Origin of the sequence: Agrococcus beijingensis, assembly GCF_030758955.1 — a bacterium.
Taxonomy (GTDB): Bacteria; Actinomycetota; Actinomycetes; order Actinomycetales; family Microbacteriaceae; genus Agrococcus; species Agrococcus beijingensis.
Genome location: NZ_CP132360.1, coordinates 1,255,688 through 1,269,788, shown reverse-complemented (window position 1 = coordinate 1,269,788; position 14,101 = coordinate 1,255,688). Strand labels below are relative to the sequence as shown.

The 14,101-nt window shown below is 73.2% G+C and carries 15 protein-coding genes; 8 read left to right on the top strand and 7 right to left on the bottom strand.

Going from position 1 to position 14,101, the window contains the following annotated elements:
* Positions 1 to 8: 8 nt before the first annotated feature.
* Positions 9 to 671, bottom strand: coding sequence for a LysE/ArgO family amino acid transporter (locus Q9250_RS06060; protein WP_306233689.1), 663 nt, complete (start codon positions 669 to 671; stop codon positions 9 to 11).
* An 85-nt stretch (positions 672 to 756) separates the two neighbouring features.
* On the opposite strand from Q9250_RS06060, the gene Q9250_RS06055 reads away from it, so the two are divergent.
* Positions 757 to 1,638 carry a LysR family transcriptional regulator ArgP gene (locus Q9250_RS06055; RefSeq protein ID WP_306233688.1) on the top strand — a complete coding sequence of 294 codons (882 nt, stop codon included), beginning with the start codon at positions 757 to 759 and terminating at the stop codon, positions 1,636 to 1,638.
* A gap of 102 nt (positions 1,639 to 1,740) precedes the next feature.
* Here the strand turns inward: Q9250_RS06055 and Q9250_RS06050 are convergent, their stop codons facing one another.
* Positions 1,741 to 2,349 carry a YflT domain-containing protein gene (locus tag Q9250_RS06050; protein ID WP_340318409.1) on the bottom strand — a complete coding sequence of 203 codons (609 nt, stop codon included), beginning with the start codon at positions 2,347 to 2,349 and terminating at the stop codon, positions 1,741 to 1,743.
* Between the two features lie 132 nt (positions 2,350 to 2,481).
* On the opposite strand from Q9250_RS06050, the gene Q9250_RS06045 reads away from it, so the two are divergent.
* From Q9250_RS06045 to Q9250_RS06035, 3 genes are read left to right on the top strand one after another with little or no spacing between them, the layout of a single operon-like run.
* Positions 2,482 to 3,711 carry a magnesium transporter MgtE N-terminal domain-containing protein gene (locus Q9250_RS06045; RefSeq protein WP_306233686.1) on the top strand — a complete coding sequence of 410 codons (1,230 nt, stop codon included), beginning with the start codon at positions 2,482 to 2,484 and terminating at the stop codon, positions 3,709 to 3,711.
* A complete protein-coding gene (locus tag Q9250_RS06040) occupies positions 3,704 to 4,198 on the top strand; it encodes a DUF1003 domain-containing protein (RefSeq protein WP_306233685.1) in 495 nt (164 codons plus the stop codon). The genes Q9250_RS06045 and Q9250_RS06040 overlap by 8 nt, the downstream gene beginning before the upstream one ends.
* Positions 4,195 to 5,310, top strand: coding sequence for an Mrp/NBP35 family ATP-binding protein (locus tag Q9250_RS06035; RefSeq protein ID WP_306233684.1), 1,116 nt, complete (start codon positions 4,195 to 4,197; stop codon positions 5,308 to 5,310). The genes Q9250_RS06040 and Q9250_RS06035 overlap by 4 nt, the downstream gene beginning before the upstream one ends.
* Before the next feature lie 60 nt (positions 5,311 to 5,370).
* Here Q9250_RS06035 and Q9250_RS06030 read toward each other — a convergent pair whose 3' ends face one another.
* Positions 5,371 to 5,733, bottom strand: coding sequence for a twin-arginine translocase TatA/TatE family subunit (locus Q9250_RS06030; RefSeq protein WP_306233683.1), 363 nt, complete (start codon positions 5,731 to 5,733; stop codon positions 5,371 to 5,373).
* Between the two features lie 83 nt (positions 5,734 to 5,816).
* On the opposite strand from Q9250_RS06030, the gene Q9250_RS06025 reads away from it, so the two are divergent.
* Positions 5,817 to 6,467 (top strand): O-methyltransferase, encoded by a 651-nt coding sequence (locus Q9250_RS06025; RefSeq protein ID WP_306233682.1) that lies wholly within the window; start codon positions 5,817 to 5,819, stop codon positions 6,465 to 6,467.
* A gap of 109 nt (positions 6,468 to 6,576) precedes the next feature.
* On the opposite strand, the gene Q9250_RS06020 is transcribed toward Q9250_RS06025, so the two are convergent.
* From Q9250_RS06020 to dapE, 3 genes are all read right to left on the bottom strand, one after another.
* Complete coding sequence (locus Q9250_RS06020) at positions 6,577 to 6,750, bottom strand: DUF3117 domain-containing protein (RefSeq protein WP_092918451.1); 174 nt, start codon at positions 6,748 to 6,750, stop codon at positions 6,577 to 6,579.
* Positions 6,751 to 6,848: 98 nt separating this feature from the next.
* Positions 6,849 to 8,036 carry a hypothetical protein gene (locus Q9250_RS06015; RefSeq protein ID WP_306233681.1) on the bottom strand — a complete coding sequence of 396 codons (1,188 nt, stop codon included), beginning with the start codon at positions 8,034 to 8,036 and terminating at the stop codon, positions 6,849 to 6,851.
* Entirely contained in the window at positions 8,018 to 9,100 is a 1,083-nt protein-coding gene (dapE, locus tag Q9250_RS06010) for a succinyl-diaminopimelate desuccinylase (RefSeq protein ID WP_306233680.1), read from the bottom strand. The genes Q9250_RS06015 and dapE overlap by 19 nt, the downstream gene beginning before the upstream one ends.
* A 23-nt stretch (positions 9,101 to 9,123) precedes the next feature.
* On the opposite strand from dapE, the gene dapD reads away from it, so the two are divergent.
* The 3 genes from dapD to Q9250_RS05995 all read left to right on the top strand — a co-directional run bounded on the left by dapD (position 9,124) and on the right by Q9250_RS05995 (position 12,623).
* Positions 9,124 to 10,044, top strand: a complete 921-nt coding sequence (dapD, locus tag Q9250_RS06005; RefSeq protein WP_306233679.1) for a 2,3,4,5-tetrahydropyridine-2,6-dicarboxylate N-succinyltransferase — start codon at positions 9,124 to 9,126, stop codon at positions 10,042 to 10,044.
* 198 nt (positions 10,045 to 10,242) lie between these two features.
* Positions 10,243 to 11,067 carry an ABC transporter ATP-binding protein gene (locus Q9250_RS06000; protein WP_306233677.1) on the top strand — a complete coding sequence of 275 codons (825 nt, stop codon included), beginning with the start codon at positions 10,243 to 10,245 and terminating at the stop codon, positions 11,065 to 11,067.
* Entirely contained in the window at positions 11,043 to 12,623 is a 1,581-nt protein-coding gene (locus Q9250_RS05995; RefSeq protein ID WP_306233675.1) for a hypothetical protein, read from the top strand. Before Q9250_RS06000 ends, Q9250_RS05995 begins: the two co-directional genes overlap by 25 nt.
* A 26-nt stretch (positions 12,624 to 12,649) precedes the next feature.
* On the opposite strand, the gene Q9250_RS05990 is transcribed toward Q9250_RS05995, so the two are convergent.
* A complete protein-coding gene (locus tag Q9250_RS05990; protein WP_306233673.1) occupies positions 12,650 to 14,101 on the bottom strand; it encodes an NCS2 family permease in 1,452 nt (483 codons plus the stop codon).

Sequence of the window (14,101 nt, the reverse complement as noted above, 5' to 3'; positions counted from 1 at the left end):
CCGTGGGGTCAGGTCAGGACGAGGCTGATCGCGATGATGACCATCACGAGCGCGATGCCGCCGTCGAGCACGCGCCAGGCGCGCTCGGTGCGCAGCAAGGGCGCGAGATACCGCGCGCCGTAGCCGAAGCCGACGAACCAGAGGGTGCTGGCGATCACGCCGCCGGCCAGGAACCACCAGCGCGCGTCGCCGTGGGTCGCGGCCACCGAGCCGAGGACGACGGTCGTCTCGACGATGGCGTGCGGGTTGAGCCAGGTGACGGCGAGGATGGTCAGGAGCGTGGTGATGCGGCTGGTGCGCGCGCGCACGGCCACGCCCGCCGGCCCGGGCGCACCGGCCGCCTCGGCCACCGGCTCCGGCGCCGCCTCGAGCGAGCCGCCGCCGCGCCAGGCACGCCGGGCGCTGAGCGCGGCGAAGGCGAGGATGAACGCCGCCCCGGCCCAGCGGGCGACCGACTCGAGCCACGGGTGCGCCGTGACGAGCGTGGCCACGCCGGCGACGCCGATCGTCTGCAGGATGGCGTCGCTGACGACGCACACGAGCACGACGAGCCCGACGTGCTCGCGGCGCAGTCCCTGCCGCAGCACGATCGCGTTCTGCGCGCCGATCGACACGATGAGGCCCAGGCAGAGCCCGAAGCCCGCCAGCAGCGCCACGATCCCCTGGTCCATGCCCACGACGGTATGCCGAGCGTCAGATGCAGTCGAGCGAATGATCCTGCAGCAACGTAAGCATCACTTCATCTAGCATCGGCTCATGGAGCTCCCGCTCGACCACCTGCGCACCCTGGCCGCCGCCGTCGACGCCGGCACCCTCGAGCGTGCCGCCGTGCAGCTCGGCGTCACGCCCAGCGCGGTGAGCCAGCGCATCCGCGCCATCGAGCAGCGCGTCGGCCGGGTGGTGCTCCAGCGCACGAAGCCGGTGCGCGCCACCGAGGCCGGCGAGCCCCTCGTGCGCCTCGCGCGGCAGATGGCGCTGCTCGAGCACGAGGCGCGCGTCGCGCTCGGCGAGGAGGCCGCGGCGCCCCGCGTGGCGCTGGCCGTCAACGCCGACTCGCTCATCACCTGGTTCATGCCCGTGCTCGCGAGCGTCGCCGCGCAGCGGAGCGTGACCTTCGACATCAGCCGCGAGGATCAGGAGCGCACCGCGCAGCTGCTGCAGGAGGGCTCCGTGATGGCGGCGGTGACCTCGCAGCGCCAGCCGGTGGCCGGCTGCGTCTCGAGCCCGCTCGGGCGCATGCGCTACGTCGCGATCGCCGAGCGAGCCTTCGCCGAGCGCTGGTTCCCGAACGGGCCGACCGGAGCGGCGCTCGAGCACGCCCCGCTGGTCGACTTCGACCGGCACGACACCCTGCAGTCGGGGTTCGCGCGCCGCCACGGCGCCCGCGCGGCCGCTCCTCGGCACGTGATCAGCGCATCCGCCGAGTTCGCCGAGGCCGTGCGCATCGGCCTCGGCTGGGGCATGCTGCTGCCGGGCCAGTTCGAGGCCGGGCTCGCCGACGGCTCGCTCGTGCAGCTCTCGGACGACGCGATCGAGGTGCCGCTGCACTGGCAGCGCTGGAACCTCGCCGCACCCCTGCTCGACCTGGTGACGGATGCGGTGCACGAGGCCGCGCGCACGTCGCCGGCGCTGGTCTGACGCGGCCCGGCGCAGCGCACGCGGTCGAGCGAACGGGCGGGCCAGCGCGCCGGCGAGGCAGACGCGCTCGAGCGAACAGGCGCGCGTCAGCGCGCCGGCGAGTCAGGCCGCGGGCGGCGCCGGCGGGCGGTCGTCGGGGGCGCTCGGCGAGGCCGTGGCGCCGGCCGGAGCGTCGACCCGGGCGCCGGACCCCGGCGGCGGCAGTTGCTCCGCCATCGGCCGCGCCTGCGGGGGCACCACCGGCGTCTCGCGCTGGCCGATGATGTGCATCGCCTTGCCGGCCGACTGCTGCGGCGCGACCACGTCGTAGCGGGCGGCGAGCACCTGCTGCACCGACGCGTAGTCGCGCTTGCGACGGGTGACCGAGTGCGTGACCACGCCCAGCAGGATGCCGAACGCCAGGCCCAGCAGCGGGAACAGCAGCACCGAGGCGATCGCCTCGGGCAGGAAGAGGATGTAGACCAGGCCGATGAAGGCACCGAAGCCGAGCCCGCGCATGGCGCCCGCGAGCGCCACCTTGCCCCAGGTGAGGCGGCCGGTGATGCGCTCGACGAGCTTGAGGTCGTTGCCGACGATCGCGAGGCCCGACAGGTCGCCCTCGGCGCCCGACATCTTCGCGATGGCCGCCTGCGCCTGCTCGTAGGTCTCGAACGACGCCACGACGACGCCGCTCGGCAGATGCTGGTCGCCGCGCGCTGCGCCTTGGAACATGCTCACCCGTCCAGTCTCGCACGCGGCCCCCGGCGCACCCGGTGGGGTTCGCTGTCGGCGTCACCGAGCGCTGCCGGACTGAGCGGCGCGCGAGACCGCGCCGCTCAGGCCCTGCGCGGTACGTTGGACGCCATGAGCGCCGCCACCGTCTTCGTCGCCCGTCTGGCGGGCGCGGGCGTGTTCGACCCTGCCGGGGAGCGCATCGGCAAGGTGCGCGACGTCGTCACCGTGCTGCGCCAGGATGCCGCCCCGCGCGTCGTGGGACTCGTGGTCGACGACCGCGGCCGCCAGCGCGTCTTCCTCTCGATCGGCCGGGTGCTCTCGATCGGCGGCGGCCAGCTGATCGCCTCGGCCATCAGCGAGCGGCGCTTCCGCCAGCGCGGCAGCGAGCGGCTGCTGCTCGCCGACGTGCTCGGCCGCACCGTCACCCTCCGCGACGGCTCCAGCGCGACGCTCGAGGACCTGTCGATCGCCGAGCGCGGCCCCGGCGAGTGGGAGGTCGACGAGCTCTTCCTGCGGAAGCCCAAGACGGGCCCCTTCGGCAAGGGCCCGACGACCCTCGCGCAGTGGACCGACGTGCAGCACCTGCCCTCGGCCGAGCACGACACCGAGCACATCCTCGCCTCGCTCGACGAGCTCCCGGCCGCCGACGCGGCCTCGGCCATGCTCGACCTGCCGCAGCGGCGCATGATCGAGGTCGCCGAGGACCTCAGCGACGACCGCCTCGCCGACATCCTCGAGGAGATGCACGAGGACCGGCAGGTCGAGATCCTCGCCGCGCTCGAGGACGACCGCGTCGCCGACGTGCTCGACCAGATGGAGCCCGACGACGCCGCCGACCTGATCGGCCACATGACCACCGAGCGCGGCGAGACGCTGCTGGGCCTGATGGACCCGGACGAGGCCGACGACGTGCGCATGCTGCTGTCGTTCGGCGCCGACACCGCGGGCGGCCTCATGACCACAGAGCCGATCATCGTCGCCTCCGACGCCACGGTCGCCGAGGCGCTCGCCCTCATGCGCCGCCACGAGGTCGCCCCCGCACTGGCCGCGGCGATCTGCGTGACGCTGCCGCCCTACGAGGCGCCCACCGGCCGGTTCCTCGGCATGGTGCACTTCCAGCGGCTGCTGCGGTACCCGCCGAACGAGCGCGTCGGCACGCTGCTCGACGACCAGATCGAGCCCGTGCTCACCTCGGCCTCCGCCGCCGAGGTGACGCGCCAGCTGGCCGCCTACAACCTCGTCTCGGTGCCGGTCGTCGACAGCGCGAACCGCCTCGTCGGCGTCGTGACGATCGACGACGTGCTCGACCACCTGCTGCCCGAGGACTGGCGCGCCCAGGAGGAGACGCCGCATGGCTGAGCGCGACGACCGCTTCTCGCAGCCCAAGGCAGCCCGCCGGCGCATCCGGCTGCCCGAGTCGAAGGACCGCTTCGGCCGCTTCACCGAGTCGTTCGCGCGCGGCATGGGCACGCCCGCGTTCCTGATCGGCATGACGATCTTCGTCACCTTCTGGCTCGGCTACAACTCGATCGCGCCCGCCGAGGCGCAGTTCGATCCGCAGAACCAGGGCTTCCCGCTGCTGACGCTCGTGCTCAGCCTGCAGGCCTCCTACGCCGCCCCCCTGCTGCTGCTCGCGCAGAACCGGCAGGACGACCGCGACCGCGTGCAGATCGAGCAGGACCGCCTGCGCGCCGAGCGCAACCTCAACGACACCGAGTACCTTGCCCGCGAGGTGGTGGCGCTGCGGCTCGCGATGCGCGACATGGCGTCGCGCGAGTTCATCCGCGCCGAGCTGAAGTCGTTCGTCGACGACCTCGACGAGCGGCGCGAGCGCGACGCGAAGTGACCCCCTCGAGCGAGCCGTCGCTGGCGGGCGGCATCGATCCGGCGCTCCAGCGCGCCCTGGCGACGGTCGTCGACCCCGAGATCCGCCGCCCGCTCGTCGATCTCGACATGATCCCCGACGCCCGCCTCGACGGGGCGACCGCACGCATCCGCCTCGAACTGACGGTCGCTGCCTGCCCCGCGGCCGACAGGATCGAAGCGGATGTGCGCCTGGCGGCCGCGTCGGTCGCCGGCGTGGAGCAGGTGGAGATCGAGGTGGCCGTGATGGCGCCCGCCAAGCGGCAGGCGCTCGTCGAGCGGCTGCGCGGCTCGCGTCCCGCGCAGTTCGGGCCCGACACGCTCACCCGCATCATCGCGGTGGCGAGCGGCAAGGGGGGCGTCGGCAAGTCGACCGTCACCGCCAACCTCGCCGTCGCGCTCGCCGCCCGCGGGCTCACGGTCGGGGTGATGGACGCCGACGTGCACGGCTACTCGATCCCGGCGCTGCTGGGCACCGCAGCGAAGCCGACGAGGGTCGGCGACATGATGATGCCGCCCGAGGCGCACGGGGTGCGGCTCGTCTCGATCGGCATGTTCGTCGACGGCAACCGCTCGGTCTCGTGGCGCGGGCCGATGCTGCACCGCACGCTGCAGCAGTTCGTCACCGACGTGTGGTGGGGCGACCTCGACGTGCTGCTCATCGACATGCCGCCGGGCACCGGCGACGTCGCCATCTCGCTCGGGCAGCTCATGCCGCACGCCGAGGTGCTGGTGGTCACGACCCCGCAGAAGGCGGCGGCCGATGTGGCCGAGCGCGCCGCCGAGGTGGCGCGGCAGACGGGCCAGCGCGTGCTCGGCGTGGTCGAGAACATGGCGGGGCTCGCGCAGCCCGACGGCACGGTGCTCGAGCTGTTCGGCGCGGGCGGCGGCGACGAGGCGGCGCGGCGGCTGGGCGTGCCGCTGCTGGCGCGCATCCCGCTGTCGGTGGCGCTGCGCACGGGCGGCGACGCCGGGTCGCCGGTGGTCGCGGCGGAGCCGACCGACCCGGCCGCCGCGGCGATCATCGCGCTCGCCGAGTCGCTGCGCGGCACGCGACCGCTCGCGGGCCGAGGACTCCCGCTCAGCCCCGCCTGACGCATCCGCTCGCCCGCCCCGCTCGCGACGCCGAGCTTGCCGACGCGGGCGCGGGCGCCGCTAGGTCGCCTCGTCGTCGAAGCGCATCGGGCCCGTCGGCCGCTGCGGCAGGCCGCTCACGGTCGCGACCGACGCCTTCGCCGCGGCGGTGGAGAAGTCCTCGGGGTCGTCCTTGAGCGCATCCATCACGATGCGGCGCGGGTCGTACTGCCGCGGGTCGAGCTTCTTCCAGTCGACCTCGTCGAACTCCGGCCCCATCTCCTCGCGCATGCGGTCCTTCGCGCCGCCGGCCATGTCGCGCAGGCTGCGCACGAGCGTGCCCAGCTTCTCTGCGAGCAGGGGCAGCCGCTCGGGGCCGATGAGGAAGGCCGCGAGCAGGAGGATGATCACCAGCTTGTCGAGCGTGATGCCTGCGAGGGACACGCCTCCAGGGTAGTCGAGCGCAGACGGCGAGCCTGCAGGGGGCGGATGCGTCGGGGCGCGTAGGCTCGCGGGCGGAGGAACCCGTGCAGACACCATCGCTCATCGCCAAGTACCTCGACGACCTCGCCAGCGAGGACGAGGTGCTCACTGCGGCGCGCGACGCGTCGCTCGAGCTCGGCATCACGCCCATCGCCCCGGCGGTCGGCGCCCAGCTGGCAGCCGTCGCCGCCGCCACGCAGGCGACCGCGATCCTCGAGGTCGGCACCGGCGCCGGCGTGAGCGGCCTGTGGCTGCTGCGCGGCGCACCGGGGGCGACGCTCACGTCGATCGACAACGAGCTCGACCACCAGCAGCACGCGCGCACGGCCTTCGCCGCCGCCGGCATCCCGGTCACCCGCGCGCGCCTCATCACCGGCCGCGCGCGCGACGTGCTGCCGCGCATGAACGAGGCCAGCTACGACATCGTGCTGATCGACGCCGACCCGGCGAGCGTCATGGAGTACGTCGAGCACGCGCTCGCGCTCGTGCGCGTCGGCGGCTCGGTGCTCGTCGCCCACGCGCTGCTCGGCGGCAAGGTGGCCGACCCGGCCCAGCGCGACGACGCGGTCTCCGACCTCCGCGCCCTGCTGAAGGCGCTCGCGACCTCCGACGCGGTGCAGGCCGCGATCACGCCGGTCGGCGACGGGCTGCTGCAGATCGTGCGCAGGCCCGAGCCGGCGACGCGGGCCTCCTAGCGCCGTCGCGGGGCGTCCTGCGGGCGCGACCGCACGCATCCGGGACGACGAAGGGGCCGACCCGCCTATGGATCGGCCCCTTCGTCTCGGCCCGGATGGCCACCGTCGGTCAAGCGGTGACGACGACCTCGCCGAGCGCCTTGTGCAGGGCAGCGGCCTCTTCGTCGTTCACAGAGACGACGAGTCGTCCCCCGCCCTCGAGCGGGACGCGCACGACGATGACCCGGCCTTCCTTCACGGCTTCGAGCGGTCCATCTCCGGTGCGTGGTTTCATGGCGGCCATGTGTCGGCTCCCCTTTCGGTTCTCGTGGCCCTATTGTCTCATGTTCTACTGACAGGTTGCGCTCAACGCACCCGCAACATTGCGCGATATGACGCGGCTCACGGCACCGTCCAGTCGCGGCCGACGTGCGCCCAGCAGAACCAGATCCACACCGGCTGCAGGGCGATGCCCGCGCCGAGCACGAGCGCTCGCGCCCACGTCGGCTTGAGCGCCGCGACGATCACCGCCGCCGGGAACAGCGGCAGCAGCAGCCGCCACGTCGACGACTGCGGGAACCAGACCGCGGCGAGGTAGACGAGGTAGGCGATCGACCAGAGCCTGCCCTCGATCCCGACGCCGCGCGCCCAGGGGCCCGCCAGCAGCACGACGGCCACGGCGACGACGCCCACCAGCCACAGCGGCCACCACCCCTCGAACCACCACTCGAGCCCGATCGGCCAGGGCGTGAAGGGCACGAGCTCCTGCCGCCCGATGTAGTCGGAGCGCCACGAGAGCTCCGTGTCGAAGTAGGCGGTGAGGCTGCCCGTGACCAGCGTGCACGCGAGCAGCCAGGCGAAGCCCCAGAGCGTGCTCCAGGCGCCGAGCGCGATGACGCGCCAGCGCTCCGCAGGCGGGAAGCCGTCGCGGTGCCAGATCCACCGCGTCAGGAACCACAGCCCCAGCGCCAGCGCGAAGGCGAGGCCGCCGGGGCGGGTGAGCGACATGATCGGCAGCAGCACCCAGAGCCACTCCCAGCGGCGCAGCCGCCACGCGAGCAGGGCGCCGGCGAGCAGCAGCAGGAACAGCGACTCGGCGTAGCCGAGCTGGAACACCGGCGCGACGGGCGAGAGCAGCACCAGGGCGAGCGCGAACCGCTCGCGGCCGGGGGCGAGCTCCTGGAAGAGGCGGTAGGCCACGAGCGCGAAGGCGGCGGATGCGGTCACCGACAGCAGCACCGCGGCGCCCTCCCACGGCAGGCCGACCAGCATCAGCGCTCGTGCGAGCAGCGGGTACACGGGCATGAAGGCCCAGGCGTTCTCGCCGACGTGGCCGTCGTCGGCGATCGGCAGCTCTGCCGGGTAGCCCGACATCGCCACGATGTAGTACCAGTGGGCATCCCACATGGTCGAGAAGTCGAGGATGTCGGGGCCGGCCGGGGTCCAGGGCGAGGGCTTCTGCACGCCGGCGAAGGCGCCGAGGAAGGCCGTGCTGACGAGGCGGGAGACGGCCCAGAGCGCCAGCGGCCACAGCCACCAGCGCTGCGTGGCGACCCGGGGGTCGCTGCGCGTCAGGCTCGAGACAGCCACGCGCGGAGGCTGTGCTCGGTCGACTCGATCTGCGCGATCGGCACCGCCTCGTCGTCGGCGTGCGCCTTCGACGGGTTGCCGGGGCCGAAGTTGACCGCCGGCATGCCGAGCGCCGAGAAGCGTGCGACGTCGGTCCAGCCGTACTTCGGCCGCGGCTCGACGCCGACCGCCGCGATGAACTCCTGCGCGAGCGGCGCGTCGAGGCCCGGCCGGGCACCGGCGGCGGCGTCGACGATGCGCACGTCGAAGCCCTCGAACAGGCTGATCACGTGCGCCGACGCCTCCTCGAGCGAGCGGGAGGGCGCGAAGCGGTAGTTGACCTCGACGACGCACTCGTCGGGGATGACGTTGCCTGCCACGCCACCGGAGATCTTCACGGCGTTGAGGCCCTCGCGGTAGACGAGGCCCTCGACCTCGATCTCCCGGGGACGGTACCCCTGGAGCGTCTGGAGGACATCCGCCGCATCGTGGATCGCGTTGTGCCCCACCCAGGCGCGGGCCGAGTGCGCGCGCACGCCGCGGGTGCGCACCTCGGCGCGGAGCGTGCCGTTGCAGCCGCCCTCGATGAAGCCGTTCGACGGCTCGCCCAGGATCGCGAAGTCGCCCTTCATCAGCTCGGGGTGCGAGACGGCGAGCAGGCGCAGGCCGTTGTGCTCCTCCCCCACCTCCTCGTGGTCGTACCAGAGCCAGGTCAGGTCGACCACCGGGTCGGTGAGCTCGGCGGCGAGCTTCAGCTGCACGGCGACGCCGGCCTTCATGTCGACGGTGCCGCGCCCCCACAGGTGCGGCTCGCCGTCGATCTCCTCCTCGCGGCTGACGAGGTTGCCGTTGATCGGCACGGTGTCGATGTGCCCGGCGATCACGACGCGGCGGTCGCGGCCGAGCTGCGTGCGGGCGACGACGGTGTCGCCGACGCGCGTGACCTCGAGGTGCGGGTAGGCGCGCACGGCCGACTCGATCAGGTCGGCGAGGGCTCCCTCGTTGCCGGAGACCGAGTCGATGTCGCACAGGGCACGCGTCAGCTCGAGGCTGCTCGCGGTGAGGTCGAGCGTGAGGGCAGACATAGCGCCCAGCCTAGACTTGGAGCATGGCTCGCCCCGCACACGGACATGCACTCGTCACCGTCTTCGAGGGGCGGGTGCTCGACGCCTGGTTCCCGTCGCCGGCGCTCGGCTCGGCCGCCGGCGACGAGGGGCTGATCGGCGGCGGGTCGCTCGACCAGCAGGCCGGTGAGGTGCCGGAGCGCGGCGTCGCTCTCGAGCACCGGCACATCGAGATCGACCTGGATGCGGCGCCGTCGTCGGTCGAGGACGCCTACCTGCGCCTCCACCTGCTCAGTCACCGGCTGGTGCAGCCGAACACGATCAACCTCGACGGCATCTTCGGCGCGCTGCCGATCGTCGCCTGGACCAACGCCGGCGCCGTCGACCCCGAGTGGGCGGCCGCGCACCGCCCGCAGCTGCTGCGGGCGGGCATCCAGGTGCAGCTCGTCGACCGCTTCCCGCGCATGACCGACTACGTGCTGCCGTCGGGCGTGCGCATCGGCGACGCGGCGCGCGTGCGCCTCGGCGCGCACCTGGCGTCGGGCACCGTCGTCATGCACGAGGGCTTCGTGAACTTCAACGCCGGCACGCTCGGCACCTCGATGGTCGAGGGCCGCATCTCGCAGGGCGTCGTGGTCGGCGACGGCACCGACATCGGCGGCGGCGCCTCGATCATGGGCACGCTCTCGGGCGGCGGCAAGGAGCGGGTCGCGCTCGGCGCGCGCGTGCTGCTGGGCGCCAACTCGGGCGTCGGCATCTCGATCGGCGACGACTCGGTCGTCGAGGCCGGGCTGTATGTGACGGCCGGCACGAAGGTGACGCTGCTGCCGGGCGGCGAGACGGTGAAGGCGGTCGAGCTGTCGGGTCGGCCCGGGCTGCTGTTCCGGCGCAACTCGCTCACGGGTGCCGTCGAGGTCGTCGCGCGCGACGGCAAGGGCGTGGAGCTGAACGCCGCGCTGCACTGATCGGCCGCACGCCGCTCGCGGCGACGCGGGCCGCCGCCACGCGCTCCGCGTCGTAGGACGCGGACGGATGCGCCGGTCGGCTACCGAACGCGGACGGATCCTCCGCGTTCGGCGACCTGTCCGCGTCTCGCCACGGCGGCACCAGTATCCGCCTGGCGACGGAGGGCTCAGCGGGTTCGCCGCTGGCATGCTGGGAGCATGACGCTCGAGCCGCCCGCGCAGCCCTCCCCCGCTCCTCCCCAGCACGCCGGACCCGCCGCGGCTCCGGCGCTGCGGCTCGCGCAGCTCGTCAAGCGGTTCGGCAGCAAGATCGCCGTCGACGGGCTCACCCTCGACGTGCCCCAGGGCTCGATGTTCGGCCTCGTCGGCCCCAACGGCGCCGGCAAGACGACGACGCTGTCGATGGCGACCGGACTCCTGCGCCCCGACCACGGGGCCGCATCCGTGCTGGGCCACGACGTGTGGCATGACCCTGCCCGGGCCAAGGCGATCATGGGCGTGCTGCCCGACGGCGTGCACCTCTTCGACCGGCTCACCGGCGCCGAGCTGCTGCGCTACAACGGCCTGCTGCGCGCGATGCCCGAGGCCGACGTCGTCTCACGGTCGGCCGACCTGCTCGCCGCCCTCGGCCTCGCCGACACCGCCGGCGTCGCGGTCGCCGACTACTCGGCCGGCATGCGCAAGAAGATCGCGCTCGCGTGCGCGCTCATCCACGCGCCTCGGCTGCTCGTGCTCGACGAGCCGTTCGAAGCCGTCGACCCGGTCTCCGGCGAGGCGATCCGCGCGATCCTGCGCGGCTTCGTCGCCTCCGGCGGCACCGTCGTGCTGTCGAGCCACGTCATGGAGCTGGTCGAGTCGCTCTGCGACCGCGTGGCGATCGTCGCCGACGGCCGCCTGCTCGCCAGCGGCACCCTCGACGAGGTGCGGGCGGGATCGAGCCTGCAGCAGCGCTTCGTGCAGATGGTCGGCCGCGAGGCACTCGGGACGGAGGCGCTCGCATGGCTGCGCACATCGTCGCACTGAGATGGCGCCTGCTGCTCGGCAGCCTCAAGCAGAGCCCGTGGGCGATCGTCGCCCTCGTCATCAGCGTGCTCGGCGCCATGTCGCTGCTCGGCACCACGCTGTTCGCCGCGATCGGCATCCGCATCTTCCAGCCCGACCTGGGCGCACCCGCCGCCGTGCTCGGCGGCGCGCTGCTGGTCGTCGCCCTCACCGCGATCACGGTGCTCATCGGCACGAGCGACCCGCTCGCTCCCGAGCGCTTCAGCGTGCTGCCGCTCGACGCCCGACAGCTGCGCCGCGGCCTGCTGGCCGCGTCGCTGCTCGACGCCTGGGGCATCGTGGCCGTGCTGGCCGTCGTCATCGGGCTCGTCGTCTGGTCGACGTCGATCAGCGCCATGGTCACGGCCGTCGCCGCCCTGCCGCTGGCCGTCCTGACCGCCATGCTCGTGCCTCGCGTCACCGCCGACCTCGTCGCGCGGCAGCTCGCGAGCAAGCGAGCCCGCGACGTCATGGCCATCGTGCTCCTGCTCGCCATGGTCGGCCTCGTCTTCGGCATGGCCGTCGTCGCCGAGGGCGTGAGCGAGCTCGGCGACATCGGGCCCGCCCTGGCCGGCGTCGTGCAGGCCGCGTCGTGGACGCCGCTCGGCGCCGTGTTCGACCTCCCCCGCACCGTCGCCGAGGGCGCCTGGCCCGAGGCGCTCGCCAAGCTGGCGATCGCGCTCGGCACCGTCGCGCTCTGCTGGTGGGGCTGGGGACGGATGCTGGCGGAGCGGCTGACGAACCCGATCGTGCTCCGCGGCGGGGGCCGCGTGCGCGAGGGCGGCCTGCTCGACCGCCTGCTGCCCGCGACGCCGATCGGCGCGATCGCGACCAGGAGCATCCGCTACCGCCGTCGCGACGTGCGCCACCTCATGAACGTGATCGCGGTGCTCATGGTGACCGCGCTCATCGGCGGGATGCAGCTGCTGGGCGACGAGGCCGCATCGGCGCTGCCGCTGAGCGTGCTGCCGCTGATGATGGCCATCATCGCCGCGAGCATGCTGCAGCTCGACACCGCCTACGACAACAGCGCCCTCGCCTGGCACCTGCTCGCCGGCGTGCGGGGCGCGCAGGATCGCGCGGGCCGGCTGCTGGGCGTGAGCATCGTGTTCCTGCCCCTCATCGTGCTGGCCGCGGTGCTCAGCGCGTGGGCGACCGGGCAGTGGCACCTGCTGCCGGGCAGCCTCGGCCTCGGGCTCGGCACCTTCGGCCTGCTCGCCGGCACCATGCTCTGGCTGAGCGCCTACCTGCCGGGCGAGGCGCCCGAGCCGGGCGCGAACCCGCTCGGCCGCGGCTCCTCGGGCGGCGTGCAGTCGCTCGCGGGCATCGGCATCGCGCTGCCCGTGCTCGCGATCGCCGGCCTGCCGTTCATCGGGCTCGCGGTCGCCGCCGCCTGGATCCCGTGGTTCGGCTGGCTGAGCCTCGCCGCCGGCCTGCTGATCGGCGGGCTCGGCGCGTGGCTCGGCGTGCGCTTCGGCGGCGCCGCCCTCGACCGCCGAGGCCCCGAGGTGCTCGCGAAGGTCTCGCGGGCGCAGTAGCCGACCCGCGCCGCGCGACCGCGCGATCAGCCGATCAGCGCCTGCAGCGGGCCGCGCACGAAGAACACCACGAACATCGCCGCGACGACCCACAGCAGCGGCGAGATGGTCTTCGCACGGCCGGAGACGGCGTTGATGAGCACCCAGGCGATGAAGCCGACGCCGATGCCGTTGGCGATGTTGTAGGTCATCGGCATCACGACGATCGTGAGGAACGCGGGCAGCGCGACGCGGAAGTCGGTGAAGTCGATGTCCTTGATCTGCGACATCATCATCGCGCCCACCACCACCAGCGTCGCCGCGGCGACCTCGAGCGGCACGATCTGCGTCAGCGGCGTCAGGAACATCGCCGCGAGGAACAGCACGCCCGTGACCACCGAGGCGAGACCCGTGCGGGCGCCCTCGCCGATGCCCGCCGCCGAGTCGACGAAGACGGTGTTCGAGGAGGCGCTCGCGCCGCCACCGGCGACCGCGCCGAAGCCCTCGACGACGAGCGCGCGCTTCAGGCCCGGGAACTGGCCGTCGGGCGTCGCGATGCCCGCCTGCCGCGCAAGGCCCGTCATCGAGCCCATGGCGTCGAAGAAGTTCATGAAGACGAGCGTGAAGATGAACATCGTCGTCGCGATCACGCCGATGCGCTCGAACGAGCCGAACGACACCTGGCCGACGAGCGACAGGTCGGGCAGCGCGACGATGCTGGTCGGCAGCGCCGGCGCGTTGAGGTTCCAGGCGTCGGGGTTCTGGCCGAGCGACGGGCCGACCTTGAAGATCGCCTCGAGGATGATCGCGATGATCGTGGTCGCGACGATGCCGATGAGCAGCGCGCCCTTGACGCGCAGCGCCAGCAGGATGCCCATCAGCACCAGGCCGATGATGAACGTGGCCGTCGGCAGCGAGGTGATCGAGCCGCCGTCGCCCAGCTGCACCGGCGGAGCGGCGATGCCCGTCGCGCGCACGAAGCCCGAGTCGACGAAGCCGATGAAGGCGATGAACAGGCCGATGCCGACCGCGATCGCGCTCTTCAGCGCCGCCGGCACGGCGTCGAAGATCATGCGGCGCAGGCCCGTGGCGGCGAGCAGCACGATGATGAGGCCGTTGATCACCACGAGGCCCATCGCCTCGGGCCAGGTGAGCTCGCCTACCAGGCCGAAGGCCAGGAACGAGTTGATGCCGAGACCGGCCGCGAGCCCGAAGGGCACGTTGGCGATGAGGCCCATCGCGAGCGTCATGACGCCACCGACGAGCGCCGTGACCGCCGCCACCTGACCGTTGGGGAGCCATCCGCCCTCGACGTCGGTCGCTGCCTGCTCGGGCGAGAAGCCGCCGATGATGAGCGGGTTCAGCACGATGATGTAGGCCATCGCGAAGAACGTGACGAGACCGCCCCTGATCTCCTGCGTGATGCTGGAGCCGCGCTCGCTGATCTTGAAGAACCGGTCGACGGCGCGCTTCGGCGCCGCCTGGGAGGTGCTGGTCAT

Excerpts from the sequence above, each read along its gene's own strand:
- Q9250_RS06040 (WP_306233685.1), top strand. The coding sequence starts at position 3,704 with ATGGCTGAGCGCGACGACCGCTTCTCGCAGCCCAAGGCAGCCCGCCGG.
- Q9250_RS05995 (WP_306233675.1), top strand. The coding sequence starts at position 11,043 with ATGGCTGCGCACATCGTCGCACTGAGATGGCGCCTGCTGCTCGGCAGC.
- dapD (WP_306233679.1), top strand. The coding sequence starts at position 9,124 with ATGGCTCGCCCCGCACACGGACATGCACTCGTCACCGTCTTCGAGGGG.
- Q9250_RS06020 (WP_092918451.1), bottom strand. The coding sequence starts at position 6,750 with ATGGCCGCCATGAAACCACGCACCGGAGATGGACCGCTCGAAGCCGTG.
- Q9250_RS06055 (WP_306233688.1), top strand. The coding sequence starts at position 757 with ATGGAGCTCCCGCTCGACCACCTGCGCACCCTGGCCGCCGCCGTCGAC.
- Q9250_RS06050 (WP_340318409.1), bottom strand. The coding sequence starts at position 2,349 with ATGTTCCAAGGCGCAGCGCGCGGCGACCAGCATCTGCCGAGCGGCGTC.
- Q9250_RS06000 (WP_306233677.1), top strand. The coding sequence starts at position 10,243 with ATGACGCTCGAGCCGCCCGCGCAGCCCTCCCCCGCTCCTCCCCAGCAC.
- Q9250_RS06060 (WP_306233689.1), bottom strand. The coding sequence starts at position 671 with ATGGACCAGGGGATCGTGGCGCTGCTGGCGGGCTTCGGGCTCTGCCTG.
- Q9250_RS05990 (WP_306233673.1), bottom strand. The coding sequence starts at position 14,101 with ATGACCAGCACCTCCCAGGCGGCGCCGAAGCGCGCCGTCGACCGGTTC.
- Q9250_RS06045 (WP_306233686.1), top strand. The coding sequence starts at position 2,482 with ATGAGCGCCGCCACCGTCTTCGTCGCCCGTCTGGCGGGCGCGGGCGTG.
- dapE (WP_306233680.1), bottom strand. The coding sequence starts at position 9,100 with ATGTCTGCCCTCACGCTCGACCTCACCGCGAGCAGCCTCGAGCTGACG.